Origin of the sequence: Actinosynnema sp. ALI-1.44, from assembly GCF_001984155.1 — a bacterium.
Taxonomy (GTDB): domain Bacteria; phylum Actinomycetota; class Actinomycetes; order Mycobacteriales; family Pseudonocardiaceae; genus Kibdelosporangium.
The window spans coordinates 189,330-205,212 of record NZ_MTQO01000043.1 but is presented as its reverse complement, the minus strand read 5'-3'; the positions used below and the strand labels follow the sequence as shown (position 1 = coordinate 205,212).

The 15,883-nt window shown below is 69.6% G+C and carries 16 protein-coding genes; 8 read left to right on the top strand and 8 right to left on the bottom strand.

Annotated features, from left to right (window positions below):
• The first annotated feature begins 1 nt into the window (after nt 1).
• Nucleotides 2-784 carry a 2-oxo-hept-4-ene-1,7-dioate hydratase gene (gene hpaH / locus ALI144C_RS18125; protein ID WP_076988285.1) on the top strand — a complete coding sequence of 261 codons (783 nt, stop codon included), beginning with the start codon at nt 2-4 and terminating at the stop codon, nt 782-784.
• Nucleotides 769-1,545, top strand: a complete 777-nt coding sequence (locus ALI144C_RS18120) for an aldolase/citrate lyase family protein (RefSeq protein WP_076988284.1) — start codon at nt 769-771, stop codon at nt 1,543-1,545. The genes hpaH and ALI144C_RS18120 overlap by 16 nt, the downstream gene beginning before the upstream one ends.
• On the opposite strand, the gene ALI144C_RS18115 is transcribed toward ALI144C_RS18120, so the two are convergent.
• Together ALI144C_RS18115 and ALI144C_RS18110 are read right to left on the bottom strand one after the other, a co-directional pair.
• A complete protein-coding gene (locus ALI144C_RS18115; RefSeq protein ID WP_076988283.1) occupies nt 1,532-2,512 on the bottom strand; it encodes a hypothetical protein in 981 nt (326 codons plus the stop codon). The two genes, ALI144C_RS18120 and ALI144C_RS18115, sit on opposite strands and share 14 nt — an antisense overlap.
• Entirely contained in the window at nt 2,512-2,862 is a 351-nt protein-coding gene (locus ALI144C_RS18110) for a PadR family transcriptional regulator (RefSeq protein ID WP_330359595.1), read from the bottom strand. Before ALI144C_RS18110 ends, ALI144C_RS18115 begins: the two co-directional genes overlap by 1 nt.
• 70 nt (nt 2,863-2,932) lie before the next feature.
• On the opposite strand from ALI144C_RS18110, the gene bla reads away from it, so the two are divergent.
• Both bla and ALI144C_RS18100 read left to right on the top strand, forming a co-directional pair.
• Entirely contained in the window at nt 2,933-3,853 is a 921-nt protein-coding gene (gene bla / locus ALI144C_RS18105) for a class A beta-lactamase (protein ID WP_076988281.1), read from the top strand.
• Nucleotides 3,853-4,791, top strand: a complete 939-nt coding sequence (locus tag ALI144C_RS18100) for an AEC family transporter (protein ID WP_076988280.1) — start codon at nt 3,853-3,855, stop codon at nt 4,789-4,791. Before bla ends, ALI144C_RS18100 begins: the two co-directional genes overlap by 1 nt.
• Before the next feature lie 6 nt (nt 4,792-4,797).
• On the opposite strand, the gene ALI144C_RS18095 is transcribed toward ALI144C_RS18100, so the two are convergent.
• Nucleotides 4,798-5,232, bottom strand: coding sequence for an RICIN domain-containing protein (locus ALI144C_RS18095; protein ID WP_083753138.1), 435 nt, complete (start codon nt 5,230-5,232; stop codon nt 4,798-4,800).
• Between the two features lie 24 nt (nt 5,233-5,256).
• Nucleotides 5,257-7,425 carry an NACHT and WD repeat domain-containing protein gene (locus ALI144C_RS18090; RefSeq protein WP_076988278.1) on the bottom strand — a complete coding sequence of 723 codons (2,169 nt, stop codon included), beginning with the start codon at nt 7,423-7,425 and terminating at the stop codon, nt 5,257-5,259.
• Nucleotides 7,426-7,560: 135 nt separating this feature from the next.
• Here ALI144C_RS18090 and ALI144C_RS18085 point away from each other — a divergent pair, with 135 nt between their 5' ends.
• Entirely contained in the window at nt 7,561-7,863 is a 303-nt protein-coding gene (locus ALI144C_RS18085; protein WP_076988277.1) for a hypothetical protein, read from the top strand.
• A 98-nt stretch (nt 7,864-7,961) separates the two neighbouring features.
• Here ALI144C_RS18085 and ALI144C_RS18080 read toward each other — a convergent pair whose 3' ends face one another.
• Nucleotides 7,962-9,434, bottom strand: a complete 1,473-nt coding sequence (locus ALI144C_RS18080; protein ID WP_076988402.1) for an MFS transporter — start codon at nt 9,432-9,434, stop codon at nt 7,962-7,964.
• A gap of 64 nt (nt 9,435-9,498) precedes the next feature.
• Here ALI144C_RS18080 and ALI144C_RS18075 point away from each other — a divergent pair, with 64 nt between their 5' ends.
• The 3 genes from ALI144C_RS18075 to ALI144C_RS18065 are packed head-to-tail and all read left to right on the top strand — an operon-like array spanning nt 9,499 to nt 13,625.
• Entirely contained in the window at nt 9,499-12,030 is a 2,532-nt protein-coding gene (locus tag ALI144C_RS18075) for an ATP-binding protein (RefSeq protein WP_076988276.1), read from the top strand.
• A gap of 9 nt (nt 12,031-12,039) precedes the next feature.
• On the top strand, nt 12,040-12,396 hold the full coding sequence (locus ALI144C_RS18070) for a hypothetical protein (RefSeq protein ID WP_076988275.1): 357 nt from the start codon (nt 12,040-12,042) through the stop codon (nt 12,394-12,396).
• Nucleotides 12,397-12,428: 32 nt separating this feature from the next.
• Nucleotides 12,429-13,625 carry a PQQ-dependent sugar dehydrogenase gene (locus ALI144C_RS18065; protein ID WP_076988274.1) on the top strand — a complete coding sequence of 399 codons (1,197 nt, stop codon included), beginning with the start codon at nt 12,429-12,431 and terminating at the stop codon, nt 13,623-13,625.
• 61 nt (nt 13,626-13,686) lie between these two features.
• Here ALI144C_RS18065 and ALI144C_RS18060 read toward each other — a convergent pair whose 3' ends face one another.
• From ALI144C_RS18060 to metK, 3 genes are all read right to left on the bottom strand, one after another.
• The gene (locus ALI144C_RS18060; protein WP_076988273.1) at nt 13,687-14,262 is read right to left on the bottom strand and encodes a uracil-DNA glycosylase family protein; all 576 of its coding nucleotides are present in this window, start codon (nt 14,260-14,262) and stop codon (nt 13,687-13,689) included.
• On the bottom strand, nt 14,259-14,600 hold the full coding sequence (locus ALI144C_RS18055) for a DNA polymerase ligase N-terminal domain-containing protein (protein WP_168211280.1): 342 nt from the start codon (nt 14,598-14,600) through the stop codon (nt 14,259-14,261). Before ALI144C_RS18055 ends, ALI144C_RS18060 begins: the two co-directional genes overlap by 4 nt.
• Before the next feature lie 88 nt (nt 14,601-14,688).
• Nucleotides 14,689-15,876, bottom strand: coding sequence for a methionine adenosyltransferase (gene metK / locus ALI144C_RS18050; RefSeq protein ID WP_076988271.1), 1,188 nt, complete (start codon nt 15,874-15,876; stop codon nt 14,689-14,691).
• Nucleotides 15,877-15,883 lie beyond the last annotated feature (7 nt).

The following is a 15,883-nucleotide window of genomic DNA, read 5'->3' as shown; positions in this document are numbered from 1 at the left end:
GGTGGATCACACGACTATCAGCGCCATCGCGGACGAGTTGGCCGCGGCCGAGGCGTCACGCACGACCGTGCCGCTGCTGACCGGCCGGTACCCGGACATGACCATCGAGGACTCGTACGCGGTGCAGAACGAGTGGCGCAGGCGTGGCATCGCCGCCGGGCGCCGCCCGGTCGGCCGCAAGATCGGGCTGACGTCCAAGGTCATGCAGGCCGCGACGGGGATCACCGAGCCGGACTACGGTGCGATCTTCGCCGACATGGTGTACGAGAACGGCTCGGTCATCGAGCACAGCCGGTTCTCCAACGTACGCATCGAGGTCGAGCTGGCGTTCGTGCTCAAGGACGCGTTGGCGGGCCCGGATGTGACGGTGTTCGACGTGCTGCGGGCCACCGAGTACGTCGTGCCCGCGCTGGAGATCCTGTCGTCCCGGATCGAGATGGCCGGACGCACGATCGTCGACACGATCAGCGACAACGCGGCGATGGGTGGCATGGTGTACGGCGGCAACCCGGTCGCTGTGGACGCAGTGGACCTGCGCTGGGTGTCGGCCTTGTTGTACCGCAACGAGACCATCGAGGAGTCCGGTGTCGCCGCGGCGGTGCTGAACCACCCCGCCAACGGTGTCGCGTGGCTGGCGAACAAACTGGCCCAGCACGGCGACCGGCTGGAGCCGGGCGAGATCGTCCTGGCGGGCTCGTTCACCAGGCCGATGTGGGTACGCCCCGGTGACACGGTCATGGCCGACTACCGCGATCTGGGGGCCGTCACATGCCGGTTCGTCTAGCGCCGACGTTCCGTGACCGGCTGGCAGAGGCGTCACGGCCGCAGGTGGGGATGTGGGTGTGTTCGGGCAGTACGGTCGCGGCGGAGATCTGCGCCGGGTCGGGCCTGGACTGGTTGTTGCTCGACACCGAGCATTCACCGCTGAGCCTGGAAACCCTGCTGACGTTGTTGCAGACGGTGGCGGCCTATCCCGTCACGCCCATGGTTCGCGCTTCGGTCGGCGATCCCGTCGTGCTGAAACGGTTGCTGGACGTGGGCGCGCAGAACCTGTTGGTGCCCATGGTGGATTCGGCCGAACAGGCCGAGGAGATCGTACGGGCCGTGCGGTACCCACCGCGTGGGGTGCGCGGTGTCGGAAGCGCGTTGTCCCGGTCCGCGCGATGGAATCGCGTACCGGGTTACCTGGACAAGGCGGACGAGTTCGTCTCGCTGTTCGTGCAGATCGAGTCGGTGGCAGGCGTCGAAGCGGCGGCGGAGATCGCGGCCGTGGAAGGCGTGGACGGGGTGTTCGTCGGCCCGTCCGACCTCGCCGCCTCCATGGGCCTGCTCGGTCAGCAGACCCATCCCGAGGTGACCGACGCCGTGCTCCGCACGTTCGAAGCCGTGCGGAGCACGGGCAAACCTGTCGGTGTCAACGCCTTCGACCCCGTACAGGCCCAGCGTTATCTGGACGCGGGCGCGTCGTTCATCCTCGTCGGCGCGGACGTCACGTTGCTCGCCGCCGGATCGGACGGTCTCGCGAAACGATTCATCCCCGGCTGACCGGGCTGGGTGACAGGGCCAGGTGGCCGCGTACCCCGGATACGGCCAGCGCGATCCCGACCAGCAACAGGCACGTGACTCCGCTGATCGTCAGCGATGCCAGCGTCCCCGTCGAGGTCAAGTCAGCCAACTGGAACCCCGTAACGGCCGCCTCCGGCAGAATCAGGGCGACATGGATCGCCAAGGCGAGTTTGACGCACGGTGGTGCTGTGCGCACCAGCACCACCGCGCCGACGAGCGCGAAGGCCCAGCTCTCCATCGACCACGGATTCCACCACAGCCCGGCCACGTCAGCGACCACGAACCTGGCGTACAGGTTCCACGCGACCACCGTCGCCGCACCGATCCCCGCTGCCCACATCCACACTCTGGGCGAAGGCGCCGGTGCCTCCCGGTGGAACCCCGCGAACAGGCAGACAGTGGCGATCCACAGTGGTGCCGAAGCGGTCAGCTGCCACAGCGAGGCGGCCACACCCGAGCCGAGCGTCTCAATGAGCCTGATCAGCGTGGGCACGACCGCGACGACAGCCAATGCCTTCGCGCTCCCGCGCCAGCGCGTGAAGATCAACGCGAACGCACAGACAGCCGCGACCGCGGTGGCGAGGGTCCAGAAGTGGGACGCGGGCTGCATTCCGAAGGCCGGAACCGTCCGCGCGCTGATCGCACGGGCGATGTCACCGACCGACATCACGGCGTGCATGAGCAGGCCGAGCATGGCGACCAGCCGGATGGTTTCGCCCAACGCGACCGCGCGCGGTGGACCATCCGAACCGGACAGTCTGGTCCGGACCGCGAGCGCGGCGACGGACCCGGCCTCCGACCATCCCGGCCAGCCGTACTCCTGGTCGATGTCGTCCTGACGGCCGCTGATGAACGTGTCGACCATCTCGTCCGCGCGCTTCTCGCGGTACCACCGGGGCAGGACCTTGAGCAGCGCCCGGTAGCGTCGTTCCAGCCTGCTGGTCATCACAGCCCTCCCAGCTGCGGTGGCGCGAATCCCGTTGCCCTGAGCACGGAACTGGCCGCACGGACGTTGGCGGTCAACCTGTTCACCTCGGCGGCCAACGCCTGGATACCCGAGTCGGTGAGCCGGTAGTACCTGCGCAACCTGCCCTGGTGCACCTCCTCGCGATCACGTTCGGCGAAACCGTCGGCCACCAGCCTGTCCAGTACGCCGTACAGCGTGCCGACCCGCAACCGCACACGCCCTTCGGACATCGCCTCGACAGCCTGCACGATGGCATACCCGTGCAGCGGCCGCTCCGCCAACGCCGTCAGGACCAGGAATGCCTGCTCGGACATCGATCGACTACTCACGCCTCGAAGTATATCGCAAAGCGATATATAGCGCGATCACGTATATGGGATGATCGGATAGGTTGACGCAATGGCCGCATCGCGTCCCTTCACCCGTCGCACCCTGCTCGCGGTGGCGGCACTGATTCCCCTGGCCGCGTGCACATCACCAGGAACTCCAGCACCACCACCCTCGCCTCTGCCGTCGACCACGCCGCCCGTACCGGATGAACACCTGGTCGCCCTTGAGCGGAAATACGACGCCCGCCTGGGCGTCTTCGCGCTCAACACGAGCACGGGCGCCTCCCTCGCACACCGGGCCGACGAACGGTTCGCGTTCTGTTCCACGTTCAAGGGCCTCGCCGCGGCCGCGGTCCTGCACCGCAATCCGATGTCGCATTTGGACACGCTTGTCCGGTACGCCAAGCAGGACTTGCTCAAGAGCGGTGTCGTCACGAGCCAGCACGTGGCGACCGGGATGACGATCCGCGACCTGTGCGACGCGGCGGTCCGCCACAGCGACGGCACAGCGGGCAACCTCCTGCTCCGCGACCTCGGCGGCCCGCAGCAGCTGACGGAATACCTGCGTGGGCTTGGCGACACCGTCACGCGCATGGACCGGACCGAACCGGCGATCGTGGAGGCCACGCCGGGCGACCCCCGTGACACGTCCACGCCGCGCTCGTTGGGCACCTCCTACCAGAAGATCGTGCTCGGCGACGCCCTCACGGAGGACAAGCGCGCGTTCCTGCGTGACCTGATGGAACGCCCGGCGACCCAGGCCGGAGCGCAGCGCGTCCGGGCTGGTCTGCCGAAGGATTGGCGTGTGGCCGACAAAACCGGGACGGGTGACTACGGCACCCTCAACGACATCGCGCTGGTGTGGCCGCCGGGAAAGGCACCGCTGCTGATCGCGATCATGTCGAGCAAGGCGGCGAAGGACGCCAAGTACGACCACCAGCCCATGCTCGCCGAGGCGGCGTCCTACGCGGCGACCACGCTCACACGTTGATGGGCGTCCTCGAAGCACTGGGCAGGCTGGTGCCCGTGGTGCTGGCGTTCGGCGCGGGCGCGGTGTTCGCCCGTCGCAAGATCATCCAGGCTCAGGAATCCCGCGCCTTCACGGACTTCACGTTCCTGTTCGCGATCCCCTGCTACCTGTTCGGCAAGATCTACAGCAGCGACCTGCGCGCCCTGTTCGACTGGCACGCCATCGGCGCGTACGCGGTCAGCATGACCGTCGCGTGCGTCCTGGTGGGCGTGGCGACGAGGCTGCTCACCAGCGGCGGCGCCCGTGCGATCGCGTTGCGGATCATGGCCGCGGTGCAGGTGAACACCGCCTACTACGCCGTGCCCGTGTTCGTGATGCTGTTCGGTGACGCGGCGCCGATCTTCCCGATCCTGCTGCTGCAGGTGTGTCTGCTGTCGACGGTCGTCATCGCGATCATGGAGTTCGGCAGCCCCGGTGGGGACAGTGGAACCGCCCGCCGGTTGCTGCGGGCGGTCTGGGCGTCGCTCAACACTCCGCTGGTGCTGGCGTGCAACCTCGCGATCGTGGCGAACCTGGTGTCGGTCAAGGTGCCGTCGGTGGTGTTGGACGGGTTGTCGTTCGTGGGTGACGCCGCCGCCCCGGTCGCGTTGTTCGCCCTCGGCCTGTACCTCGGCGGCACGGGCGTGAGCATCCGCGGCACGACACGGACCGAGCTCGCGCTGATCGCGTTCAAGTGCTTGGCTTTCCCGTTGATGACGTACGCGCTGTGCCGGTTCGTCTTCGGTGTCGGCCAGCCGTGGCTGGCGTACCTCACGTTGATCGCCGCCATGCCCGCACCGCAGAACCTGTTCATCTTCGCCCAGCGGTACGACATCGACGTGGAGCTGTCCGCGTCAGTGGTGGTCAAGTCGTCCGCCGTCACGATCCTGCTGCTGCCGTTGTGGTTCCAGTTCGCCTGACGCGTTCTAGCGGATCGAGGCTGTGGTGACCCGGAAGACCTGGTTCGGAGTTGTCCCGCAGGACCAGCGGATGGCCAACGCCCCGTCGAGCGCGCTCATCTGATTGATGTCGAGACACTGCTCTGTGGACCGGTGCACAAGCTGGACGTCGACTTGTCCGGTGCCGTTCGGGGCGATTTCGACCGCCCGCCACAGCTGCGTCTCGGCAGCGCCGCACTCCCGTTGGACCACGAGGTACGCTCCGCCACTCCGGCGTTCGTCGGAACGTGCGTCGAGGCAAAGATTCGTCGCGGTGTTGCGGACACGGTGCGACGCCCCATCCCGATCGAACGTCCAACGGCTCGTGTTCAGCCCCTTGCACCGGAACTGCGACACGGGCGCCCCCGCAGCGGGCCGCGTTGCCCGACTTGCCAGGCATTTCCCGCTGTGCGACGCGACGATCTCCGTACTCGCCGTGCTCCATACCTAGACGTTCCTGCCCGGATGAGCACCTGCCACGAGCAGCGAACCGTCCCCGCTGAACGCCAGCGGACCGAGGTCGCGGATCGGCCCGGGGATCGCCAGCGGCGCGTCCGCGCCCTGTCTGATGGCCGATGTGGGCCACAGCCGTACCTTGCCGTCCCCCGCCGACGTCACCAGCAAAGGCGGGCCTGCCGGCGCGAAGAGCGCCGCTCGAACCTCACCCTGGTGCACGGCCAGGTCCACTGGAGTGCTGACGAGGCTCGGCGGATCGCCGAGCGCCCACACGCGGGCCGTGGCGTCCCGGCTGGCCGCCGCCATGGAGGTCCCGTCTGCGCTGAACGCGACCATCTGCACAGGACCTGCGCTGCTGGCGTCTGTGCTGCGGGTCGGATCGAGGTTGACCAGCGTCGTCATGATCGCGCCCCTGGCCTCCGCGGTGCTCGCCAGGTCGTAGGCCGCCACGGCCAGTTGCCCAGCCAGGTCGGGATCCGACATCCGCAACGCGATCGCGGTGCCGGCGATCTGGCGGGACAGACCGATGTCCCGCTGCCGCACGATGTCCTGCCGGGACACGACGGCGACCACTGTCATCACCGCGGCCAGCAGGACCAGGCAGCTCAGTACCGCGACCAGTTGGCGTAGCCGCTTGGTCCGTCGTGCCGCGGCACGACGCTCGGTGTGTTCGCGCCGCACGCTCGCCCGTACGAACTCGGCCGCCGCCTCAGGCGTTTCACCTGGTCGTTCCAGCACAGCCGCAAGGCGGTGCCCTCGGTAGAGGTCGGATTCGTGGCGCCCGTCGCGTTCCCATCCCTCGGCCGCCGCGACCAGCCGCTGTCCGGCCAGCAACCGGGCACGGTCCGCCTCGATCCAGGACGCCAACCGCGGCCACGCGCTCAGGATCGCCTCGTGTGCGAGCACCACAGTGGACTCGTTCACGGTCACCAGCCGGGCGTCGACCAACGCGGCCAGCACCGGATCCGCCGATTCCCCGACGAGCTTGGCGCGGTCGAGGTGCCTGCGGGTGTCGGCGGTGCCGTCGCCGAACTGGATCATCCGCAGCAACAGCACCCGCGCGGCCTCCTGCTGGTCGGCGCTGAGCCGCTGGTAGGCGCGTTCGGCGGTTTTGGCGATGGCGCCGGAGACGCCTCCGGTCAGCCGATACCCGGCGATCGTCAGCATCCGGCCGGTCCGGTGCCGCCACGTGGCCATCAGTGTGTGCGCCAACAGCGGCAACGCACCCGGCTGGTCGCGGCCGCCGAGCTCGCCGATGATCACGTCGGCGAGCCCGGTCTGCAGGTCGAGCCCGACCGCGGCGGCCGGTTTGCCCATCGCGGCGCGCAGTTGTCCCTCGGTCATCGGGCCGAGCAGCAGCTGTCCCTGCCGCAGTGCGCCGACCAGCTGCGGGTAGGACGCGCAATGCCCGTGGAAGTCAGCTCGCATGCCCAGCACGACGCGGTCCTGGGCGCACAACGTCTCGATGAACGCCCGGCGCCGCGTCTCGTCACGGCAGAGCGTGAAAACCTCCTCGAACTGGTCGACCACGATCAAGTCCGGTCGCCCGTCGAGGCATCGGGCCAGTTCGGCCTCTGGATGGGCGGTCGGGGTGATCACCGCGCACGTCCAGTCCGCCGAGCCGGGCAGCCTGCCGTCCGCCAACCCGGGCAGGAGCCCGGCCCTCAGCAACGAGGACTTGCCCGTGCCGGACGGCCCCGACACCAGCACCGGCCCGGTCGCTCCCGCCAGGAGGTCCAGAAGCTCGGCGATCGTCTCCTCCCGCCCGAAGAACCAGCGCGCCTGACCGGCCGTGAACGCCGCCAACCCGGGATAGGGGCACTCGTCAGTGCGATCAGCGTTCGGCGTGCTGCGGGGTGTGTCGAGCAGGTACCGACGGTCGGCCAACGCGTCCCGTGCCGCCAGCCATGGCGCCACCTCGACGCCGCACGCCGTGACCATGCGTTCGACGAAGTCCCCTGTGGGCAGCCGGTCGTTGTTCAGCGCTCTGTTCGCTGTGGACACCGGCATGCTCGTGCCACGCCGGACCGCCGCCGCCTCCAACTGGTGCAACGATCCGTGCCCCGCCCAACGCATGAGGCCGCGCAGGCTTTCCCGGAACTCGGCCTGGTCCTTGGCGGCCCACGGGTCGGGCTGGCACGTTCGTGCGGGTCTGGGCACCGGCTCACGGTAACGAGATTCCGCTGCTCACGGCCTGTCCCGTATACGGGAATCCACCGAAAGTGCCCGTCTGGTCACACGCTTGGAGCACAGCCGGGACGCCCCGGCACCCACCATCCAGGAAGGACCGCTACCGTGTCCGTGATCCACCGCATAGGCGCCGCCGCGCTCGTGTCCGGCGCGATGTTGCTTGGCTTGTCCGCCGCTCCCGCCACTGCGGGCACACTCGCCACCTGCAAGTCGCACTACGCCAACACCGCCGCATGGGCCGACTGCACCGGCGGCACCGAGAAGAGCCAGGCCCGGCTGAAGGTCAAGTGCTGGTCCGGCTGGAAGCACAGCGACTGGACCAGGATCGACCCCGGCAAGCGCAAGACCATCCGCTACGAGTGCAAGATGATGGTCCGCGACGCCAAGGCCGAGGTCCGCAAGTACTGACAGGTCAGCGTGATGCCCCGATCCCATGCGGGTCGGGGCATCACCCCTCCGGGTGAAACTCGCGCATCTGTGGTCAATGCCATTGTGAGCGGTCTCGGTCAGCTCGCCCGCGACTTGTACGTGCCGACGTGCCGCAGGGCGACCGCGGCGAGCACGGCAAGCACCAGCACACCGATGCCAGCGACCAGCGCGGCGACGTTGAGCCCGCTGATCGCGGCTTCTTTGGCTTGCCGCAGCGCGGTTTCCGGCAGGCTCCCGGCGTTCGAGATCGCACCGGCCAGGCTGTCGCGCACTGGTCCGGCCGCGTCGGCGGGGACTGCGGCGCGATAGGTCGCCGCGGCGACGCTGCCCAGGATCGCGACGCCGAGCGCGAGCCCCAGTTCCTGCACGGTCTCCGACAACGCCGACGCCGCACCGGCGCGTTCCGGCGGCGCGGCACCGACCACCAGGTCCGTGCCGAGCGCGGCGATCGTCCCCAGGCTCAGGTACACCGACGCGAATCCGGCGACCACGGGTACGACGTCGTCCGTTCCGTCGACCGTCGCGAGCAACAAGTAGCCCACAGTGGACAACGCGAGGACGGCGGCGGCGACGTAGGCGGGCCGGATCCGCCTGGCGACCAGCGGAGTGGCGATCGCGGCGACGAACATCGCCAGCGCGGGCGGGCCCATCAGCGCACCGGCGCGCAGCGGGGGCAGCGCCGCGATCTGCTGCAGGTACTGGGTGACCAGCAGCATCACGCCGCCCACGCCCGTCAGGCCGACGACCATGACGCCCAGTGCCGCGCTGAACGTACGACCGGCGAACAGGTCAACATCCAGCAACGGGTCGTCCTGACGGCGCTGCCGCCGTACGAACAACGTCCCGAAGACCACCCCGGCCACGAGCGGCACCACGGTCGACAGCCCGAACCCGCTCTCGGCCACGTGCTTGACCGCGTAGACCACGGGCAGCAGCGCGAGCAGGGACAGCACCACGCTGACCATGTCGATCCGGCCGCTGCGCGGTGCGTGGTGTTCCGGCAGGACCTTCGGCCCGACCAGCAGCACCACCACGACGATCGGGACGGCGACGAGGAACGCCGCGCCCCACCAGAAGTGCTCGACCAGCAGGCCGCCGACGACCGGACCGGCCGCCATCCCCAGCGCGAACGCCGTCACCCAGCCGCCGATCGCCACCGCGCGCCGCGCCGGGTCCGGGATCATCGTGCTGATCAGCGCCAACGTGGACGGCATCAGCGTGGCGGCGGCGATGCCGAGCGCCGCCCGCGCGCCGATCAGCACCCCGGCGCTGGGGGCGAACGCGGCGACCACCGAGACCACGCCGAAGCAGGCCGAGCCGATCATCAGCAGCCGCCGCCTGCCGATCCGGTCGCCGAGCGTGCCCATGGTGATCAGGAACCCGGCGATCAGGAAGCCGTACGCGTCCATGATCCACAGGACCTCGGTACCGGTCGGGGCCAGATCCGCCGCGAGGCTCGGCATCGTCAGGTACAGCACCGTGACGTCCAGGCCGAGCAACGCCGTGGGCAACGCCAGCACAGCCAGCCCGGCCCGTTCCTTTGTGCTCATGGCGGACACGCTGGTCCAGGCCGGTTCGGGCGTGCTGACGGGCGGCTGACGGTACGCTGATCCCATGCGTTACGGGGTGCTCGGGCCGCTCGTGGTCTGGGCGGCGGACGGCAGCGCCGTGCCGGTCCCCGAAGCGAAAGTCCGCGCGCTGCTGGCGCATCTGCTGCTGCACGGCGGCGGCCCGGTCTCCGCCGACCGGCTCGTGGCGGATCTCTGGGGCGATGCTGCCCCGCGCAGGCCGTTGAACGCGCTGCAGGCGAAGGTCTCGCAGCTGCGGCGTGTGCTCGGGCGTGACGAGGTCGTGCACCAGGCCGCCGGGTACCGGCTGCGGCTGACGGCGGACGACCTGGACGCGCACCGGTTCGAGCAGCTCGTCCGGCGGGCACGGGCGGCCGAGGACGCGCAGGGCAAGGCCACATTGCTGACGGACGCTCTCGCGCTGTGGCGTGCGGCGCCGTACCTGGACGTGTCGGACGCGGTGTTCGCGCGTGGTGAGATCGCCCGGCTGGAGGAGCTGCGGCTGAGTGTCCTGGAGGACCAGGCCGAGGCCAGGCTCCACCTGGGCGAGCACGCCGCCGTGGCAGCGGGACTGGCGGATCTCGTAGAGCGGCACCCGCTGCGGGAACGGTTGCGCACGACGCAGATGCGTGCGCTGTACCAGTCGGGCAGGCAAAGCGAGGCGCTGACGTGCTTCCAGGACCTCCGCTGCCGCTTGGACCGGGAACTCGGCGTGGCACCGGGCCCGGAGATCACCGCGCTGTACGACGCGATCCTCCGCCAGGAACCCCGGTTGGCGCCGGTGCGGCAGGACTTCCGGACGAACCTGCCCGCGGCGGTGACCACCCTGGTCGGCAGGCAGGACGCGATCGACGACGTGCGTTCGCTGATCGCCGGTGCGCGGGCCGTGACGCTGGTCGGGCCCGGCGGCGTCGGCAAGACCCGGCTCGCGGTGGCCGCCGCACAGGACCTCGTCCCGCAGTACCCGGACGGGGTGTGGCTGATGGAGTTCGCGGGCGTGAGCCGGCGGGCAGGAGACGAGGACATCGCGGAACGGATCATCGCCACGCTCGGCCTGTGCGACTCGGCCGCGCACACACCGGAACCGGTCGACAACGTCGGCTTCCTGTGTACGGCGATGGTTGGCAAGCGACCGCTGCTGGTGCTGGACAACTGTGAGCACGTCGTGGAACCGGTCGCCGGTGTCGTGAGCGCGTTGCTGGCCGCGGCGCCTGGCGTGCGGGTGCTGGTGACGAGTCACGAAGCGCTGGACATCCCAGGCGAGACCGTGCGTCCAGTACCGCCGTTGCCGGACTTCGCCGCTGTGGAACTGTTCGTCCAACGCGCGGCCGCGGCGGTGCCGGGTTTCGTGCTCGACGAGGACAACGCGGACGCGGTCGCCACGATCTGCCGTCGCCTCGACGGCATCCCGCTCGCGCTCGAACTCGTCGCCCCGCGCCTGCGGGTCCTCGGCCTGGACGAGCTGGTCGCGCGGCTGGACGACCGGTTCACCCTGCCGCTGGGCCGCGGCCGGGGCAGACCCGCACGGCAGCAGACGCTGCGGTCGATGATCGACTGGAGCTGGGAGCTGCTCAGCGAGGACGAACGGACCGTGCTGAGCGGCCTGGCGGTACACCCCGACGGGTGCACGCTGTCAAGCGCGACAACCGTGTGCGTAGGGCTCGGCGTGGCGGCGGACCAGGTTCTCGGTGTGGTGTCCAGGCTTGTGGACCGGTCGCTGGTGGTGCGCGACGGGCAGCGTTTCCGGCTGCTGGAGTCCGTCACGGCCTACTGCCTCGACCGGTTGCGGGAGGCCGGTGCCCTGGACGCCACGCGCGACGTGGTTGTTCGCTGTTACCTGGACGTGGCATCGGACGCGGACAAGCACCTGCGTGGCACGCGGCAGCCGCACTACTTGCGTTTGCTGGACACGGAAACGGTGAATCTGAGGAGCGCATTGGACCACGCGACCGCCGATCAAGCCCTGCGGCTGGTCAACGCGTTGGCGTGGTACTGGTTCCTGCGTGGACGCTTCCCCGAAGCCCGCAAGTCGCTGTCGAACGCGCTGTCCATGCCCGGCGGGGCCATCGTCGACCGGACGAGCGCGCAGGCGTGGCTGGCCGGGTTCGCCCTGCGCTCCGGAATGCCCGCCGAACCGCAGCCGCCGATCGAGAACCCGCGACTGCGGTGGTTCGTCGGCTCGGCACTGGGCGGACAGGAAGGGCGGCTGATGACGGCCGGCAGCCTGGCGGACGCCCGTGCGTCCGGTGACCGCTGGTGTGAGGCCGTCGCCCTGATCGACACCGGCGATCCCGGGCGTGCGCTGGAGTTGTTCGAGGAACTCGGCGACCACTGGGGCCGCCTGCGCGCGACCCGCTCCCAGCCGCACACCGGCGACCACGAGGCCGCACTGCGGATCGCCGAGGACCTCGGACTCTGGACGGAAGTGGTGGAAACCCTGTGCTGCCTTGGCGACGCGGCACCGGACCGGCCCGCGGCCCGCGAGTTCTACGACCGCGCGTTGCGCGTCTCGGTCGAGCACTCGTACGCGCGCGGCGAATCACTCGCCCGGACGGGCCTTACCCGGCTGAGCCATTAGGCTGAGCTTGTGCCCCTTGTCGAGATCACCTACGCGTCACACGTCCCCGAGGCCACCCTCCGCGAACTCGGCTCGGTACTCCCCCATCTCGTTTCGCTCGCGGTCGAGTGCCCGGAAGAGCCCTACGACGGGGATCTCCAACCGGGTGACGTCGAACTGCGCTTCCGCGAACTCGGCCGGTTCGACCGCAGCGGCCTGGACGTCGTCGTCGAGGTGCGCTCGAAGTTCTTCGAAAGCCGGGCAGCCGACCGCCAGGACCGCGTGGACCGGCTGCACGCGAGCATCGCCGAGGCCACCGGGCTCGAGGAGTTCGGCGTCTACCTCTCCCTTCCCGTCGCCGCGTGGTCGCAGGGCCCAGAAGGCTGAACCAATCGGCACCGGCAGGCGTATCACAGTGCATGCCAAGACTTAGACGGACAGGCCTCGCGTTCGCCGTGGCCGCCCTGCTGCCCGCCATGGTCTCACCTGCCAGCGCCGACGAACCCGACGCGAACCGGCACGGCGTCCCGGTGGACCAACTCCGGGTCACCACGTCCGAAGTCGCCACCGGCCTGGTCCGGCCGGTCGCCATGACCAGCACGAACGATCGCGACGGCCGGATGCTGATCGCCGAGAAACGCGGCACCGTGCGTGCCTTCCACCCCCAGGACGGCCTGGCCGCCGACCCGGTGCTGGACATCAGCGACCGCGTGAACAGCACCGCCAACGAACGCGGCCTGCTCGGCATCGTGCCCGCACGGGACTTCGCGCGGACATCCCGGGTGTACGTGGCGTACTCGCGCCTGCCGGACGGCGCGTTGACGCTGTCCCGGATCAAACTGGGTGACCCGGCCAGCGAACAGGTCCTCATCACGCAGGACCACGCGAAGTTCAGCAACCACAACGGCGGCCAGCTCGCGTTCGGCCACGACGGCTACCTGTACTGGAGCCTCGGTGACGGCGGCAGCGCGGGCGACCCGGACGCGAACGCGATGAACCTGGGCACGTTGCTCGGCAAGATCCTGCGCATCGACGTCAACCACGCGTGCGGCGACCTGCCGTACTGCGTACCCAAGTCCAACCCGTTCGTCTCGACACCCGGTGCACGACCGGAGATCTGGGCCTACGGCCTGCGCAACCCGTGGCGGTTCTCGTTCGACGCGCTCGACGGTTCACTGTGGATCGCCGACGTCGGCCAAGGCGCGTACGAGGAAGTCAACCACACCAAGGGGTTCCGCGGCGGGCTGAACTTCGGCTGGTCCTGCATGGAGGGTCCGGCGGTGTTCAACGCCGAACGCTGCACACCGGGAGCCGAGTACCAGGCCCCGGTTTTCCACTACCAGACCAGGGTGGACGGGTGTGCCGTGATCGGCGGCCACGTCTACCGCGGCCACCAGCACGCCCGCCTGGCCTTCGGCACCTACGTGGCGGCCGACTACTGCTCGGCAGCCGCGTTCGCCGTGCGCAAGAACCGCGACGGCACGTACAGCAACGCCAAGATCGGGCAGTTCCCCGCCCAGGTCAGCACGTTCGGCGTGGACCGGGCCGGTGAGCTCTACGTGGCGACCGACCGGGCCGGACAGCTGTTCCGGGTCGGCTTCGAACGCGCGAGCTGACTCGAGTGACCCTGGACCCGGACGAACCCGGGTCCAGGACCGCGTCGTCGGCAGGTCACGGTCAAGCGCGCAGCGCCTTGGCGACCTCGGCACGCAGGACCGGCACGACCTCAGCGGCGAACCATGGATTCCTGCTCTGCCAGCGGAAGTTCAGCGGCGACGGGTGCACGAGCGGGATCAGCTCGGGCAGGTAGTCCCGATAGGACCGGACAGTCTCGGTCAGCGACGACTTGGCGCGGCCCTTGAGGTACCGCTTCTGCGCGTAACCGCCGATCAGCAGCGTGAGCCGGACGTCGGTGAGCCCGGCCAGTATCCGCGGGTGCCACTTCGGCGCGAAGTCCGCGCGCGGCGGCAGGTCCCCGCTCGCGGCCTTGCCGGGGAAGTAGAAGTCCATCGGCAGGATCGCGAACCGGTTCGGGTCGTAGAACTGCTCGTCGGTGACGCCGAGCCAGCCCCGCAACCGGTCACCGCTCGGGTCGTCGAACGGGACGCCGCTCTCCTGGGCGCGGCGGCCCGGGGCCTGGCCGATGATCGCGATGCGCGCTCCCGGCGCGGCCGCGTAGACCGGTTGCCAGCCCTGCTCGGTGGCCCACGCGTTGTCGGCCATGATCTCGGCGCGGATGTCGGCAAGGCTCATGGTTGTTCCTTGGTACGGCGCAGCAACCAGTCGGGATCCGTGTGGATCAGCGCGTACCGGACCGCGCCTTGTCTGCCGTGCAAGGTGAACAGGATGCGCCTGGCGGTCCGGTCGTGTTCCTCCCACCAGCCGATGTCCGCGATGCTCTTGTCCGCGTCCTCGTACGTCAGGTGGTCGAGATCGTGGTCCGGCACGGGCACCGCGAGCCGGTTCTCCCCCGCCTGGGGCAGTCCGCGCGGGACTGCCCATGACCTGAGCACGCCGTTCTCCTCCAGGCGCAGGTCGAAGTGCGGCCGCGGTTTGCGGTGGTCGTGCAGCACGAACGCGGGGTGGTCCACGGTCCTACTATGGACCACTTCCGCGCAACCGGCCGGACGGTGATCGGGACAGACTCGCCGCCTACGGCCGGGCAGGATCCGACCGGGTTCACAATGCGTGCCGCAACGCCTCCGCGCGGTCCGTGCGCTCCCACGGCAGATCCAGGTCCGTGCGGCCGAAGTGGCCGTACGCCGCGGTCGGCGCGTAGATCGGCCGCAGCAGGTCCAGGTCACGGATGATCGCGGCCGGACGCAGGTCGAAGACCTGGGAAATCGCTTCCTGGATCTTCGTCGGGTCGACCACCTCGGTCCCGAAGGTCTCCACGAACAGACCCACCGGGGCCGCCTTGCCGATCGCGTAGGCCACCTGGACCTCCGCCCGGCTCGCGAGCCCGGCGGCGACGACGTTCTTGGCCACCCAGCGCATCGCGTACGCGGCCGACCTGTCCACCTTGGACGGGTCCTTGCCGGAGAACGCGCCACCACCGTGCCGCGCCATGCCGCCGTAGGTGTCCACGATGATCTTGCGGCCGGTCAGGCCCGCGTCACCCATCGGACCACCGGTGACGAACCGGCCGGTCGGGTTCACCAGCAGCCGCACGTCCGACGTGTCGATGTCCAATGTGGACAGTTCCGGTGCGACGGCGTGCTCGAGCACGTCCGGTGCGAGCAGCTTGTCCAGGTCGATGCCGTCGGCATGCTGCGAGGACACCACGATCGTGTCCAGCCGCACCGGCTGGTCACCCGCGTACTCGACAGTGACCTGGGTCTTGCCGTCCGGCCGCAGATACGGCACGAGCCCGGTCTTGCGCACGTTCGTCAGCCGACGCGACAGCCTGTGCGCCACCATGATCGGCAACGGCATCAGCTCCGGCGTCTCCGAGCACGCGTAGCCGAACATCAGGCCCTGGTCGCCGGCGCCCTGCCGGTCGATGTCGTTCTCCGCCGCGTCCACACGGGACTCGTACGCGTTGTCGACGCCCTGCGCGATGTCCGTCGACTGCGCGCCGATCGCCACGTTCACGCCGCAGGAGTTCCCGTCGAACCCCTTCGCCGACGAGTCGTAGCCGATGTCCAGGATCCGCTGGCGCACGATGCCGGGGATGTCGGCGTACGCGTTGGTGGTGACCTCCCCGGCCACGTGCACCTGGCCGGTGGTCACCAGTGTCTCGACGGCCACCCGGCTCGCCGGGTCGTCGGTGAGCAACGCGTCCAGGACGGAGTCGCTGATCGCGTCGCAGATCTTGTCCGGGTGTCCCTCGGTGACGGACTCGCTCGTGAACAGCCTCGATCGCATGGCACTT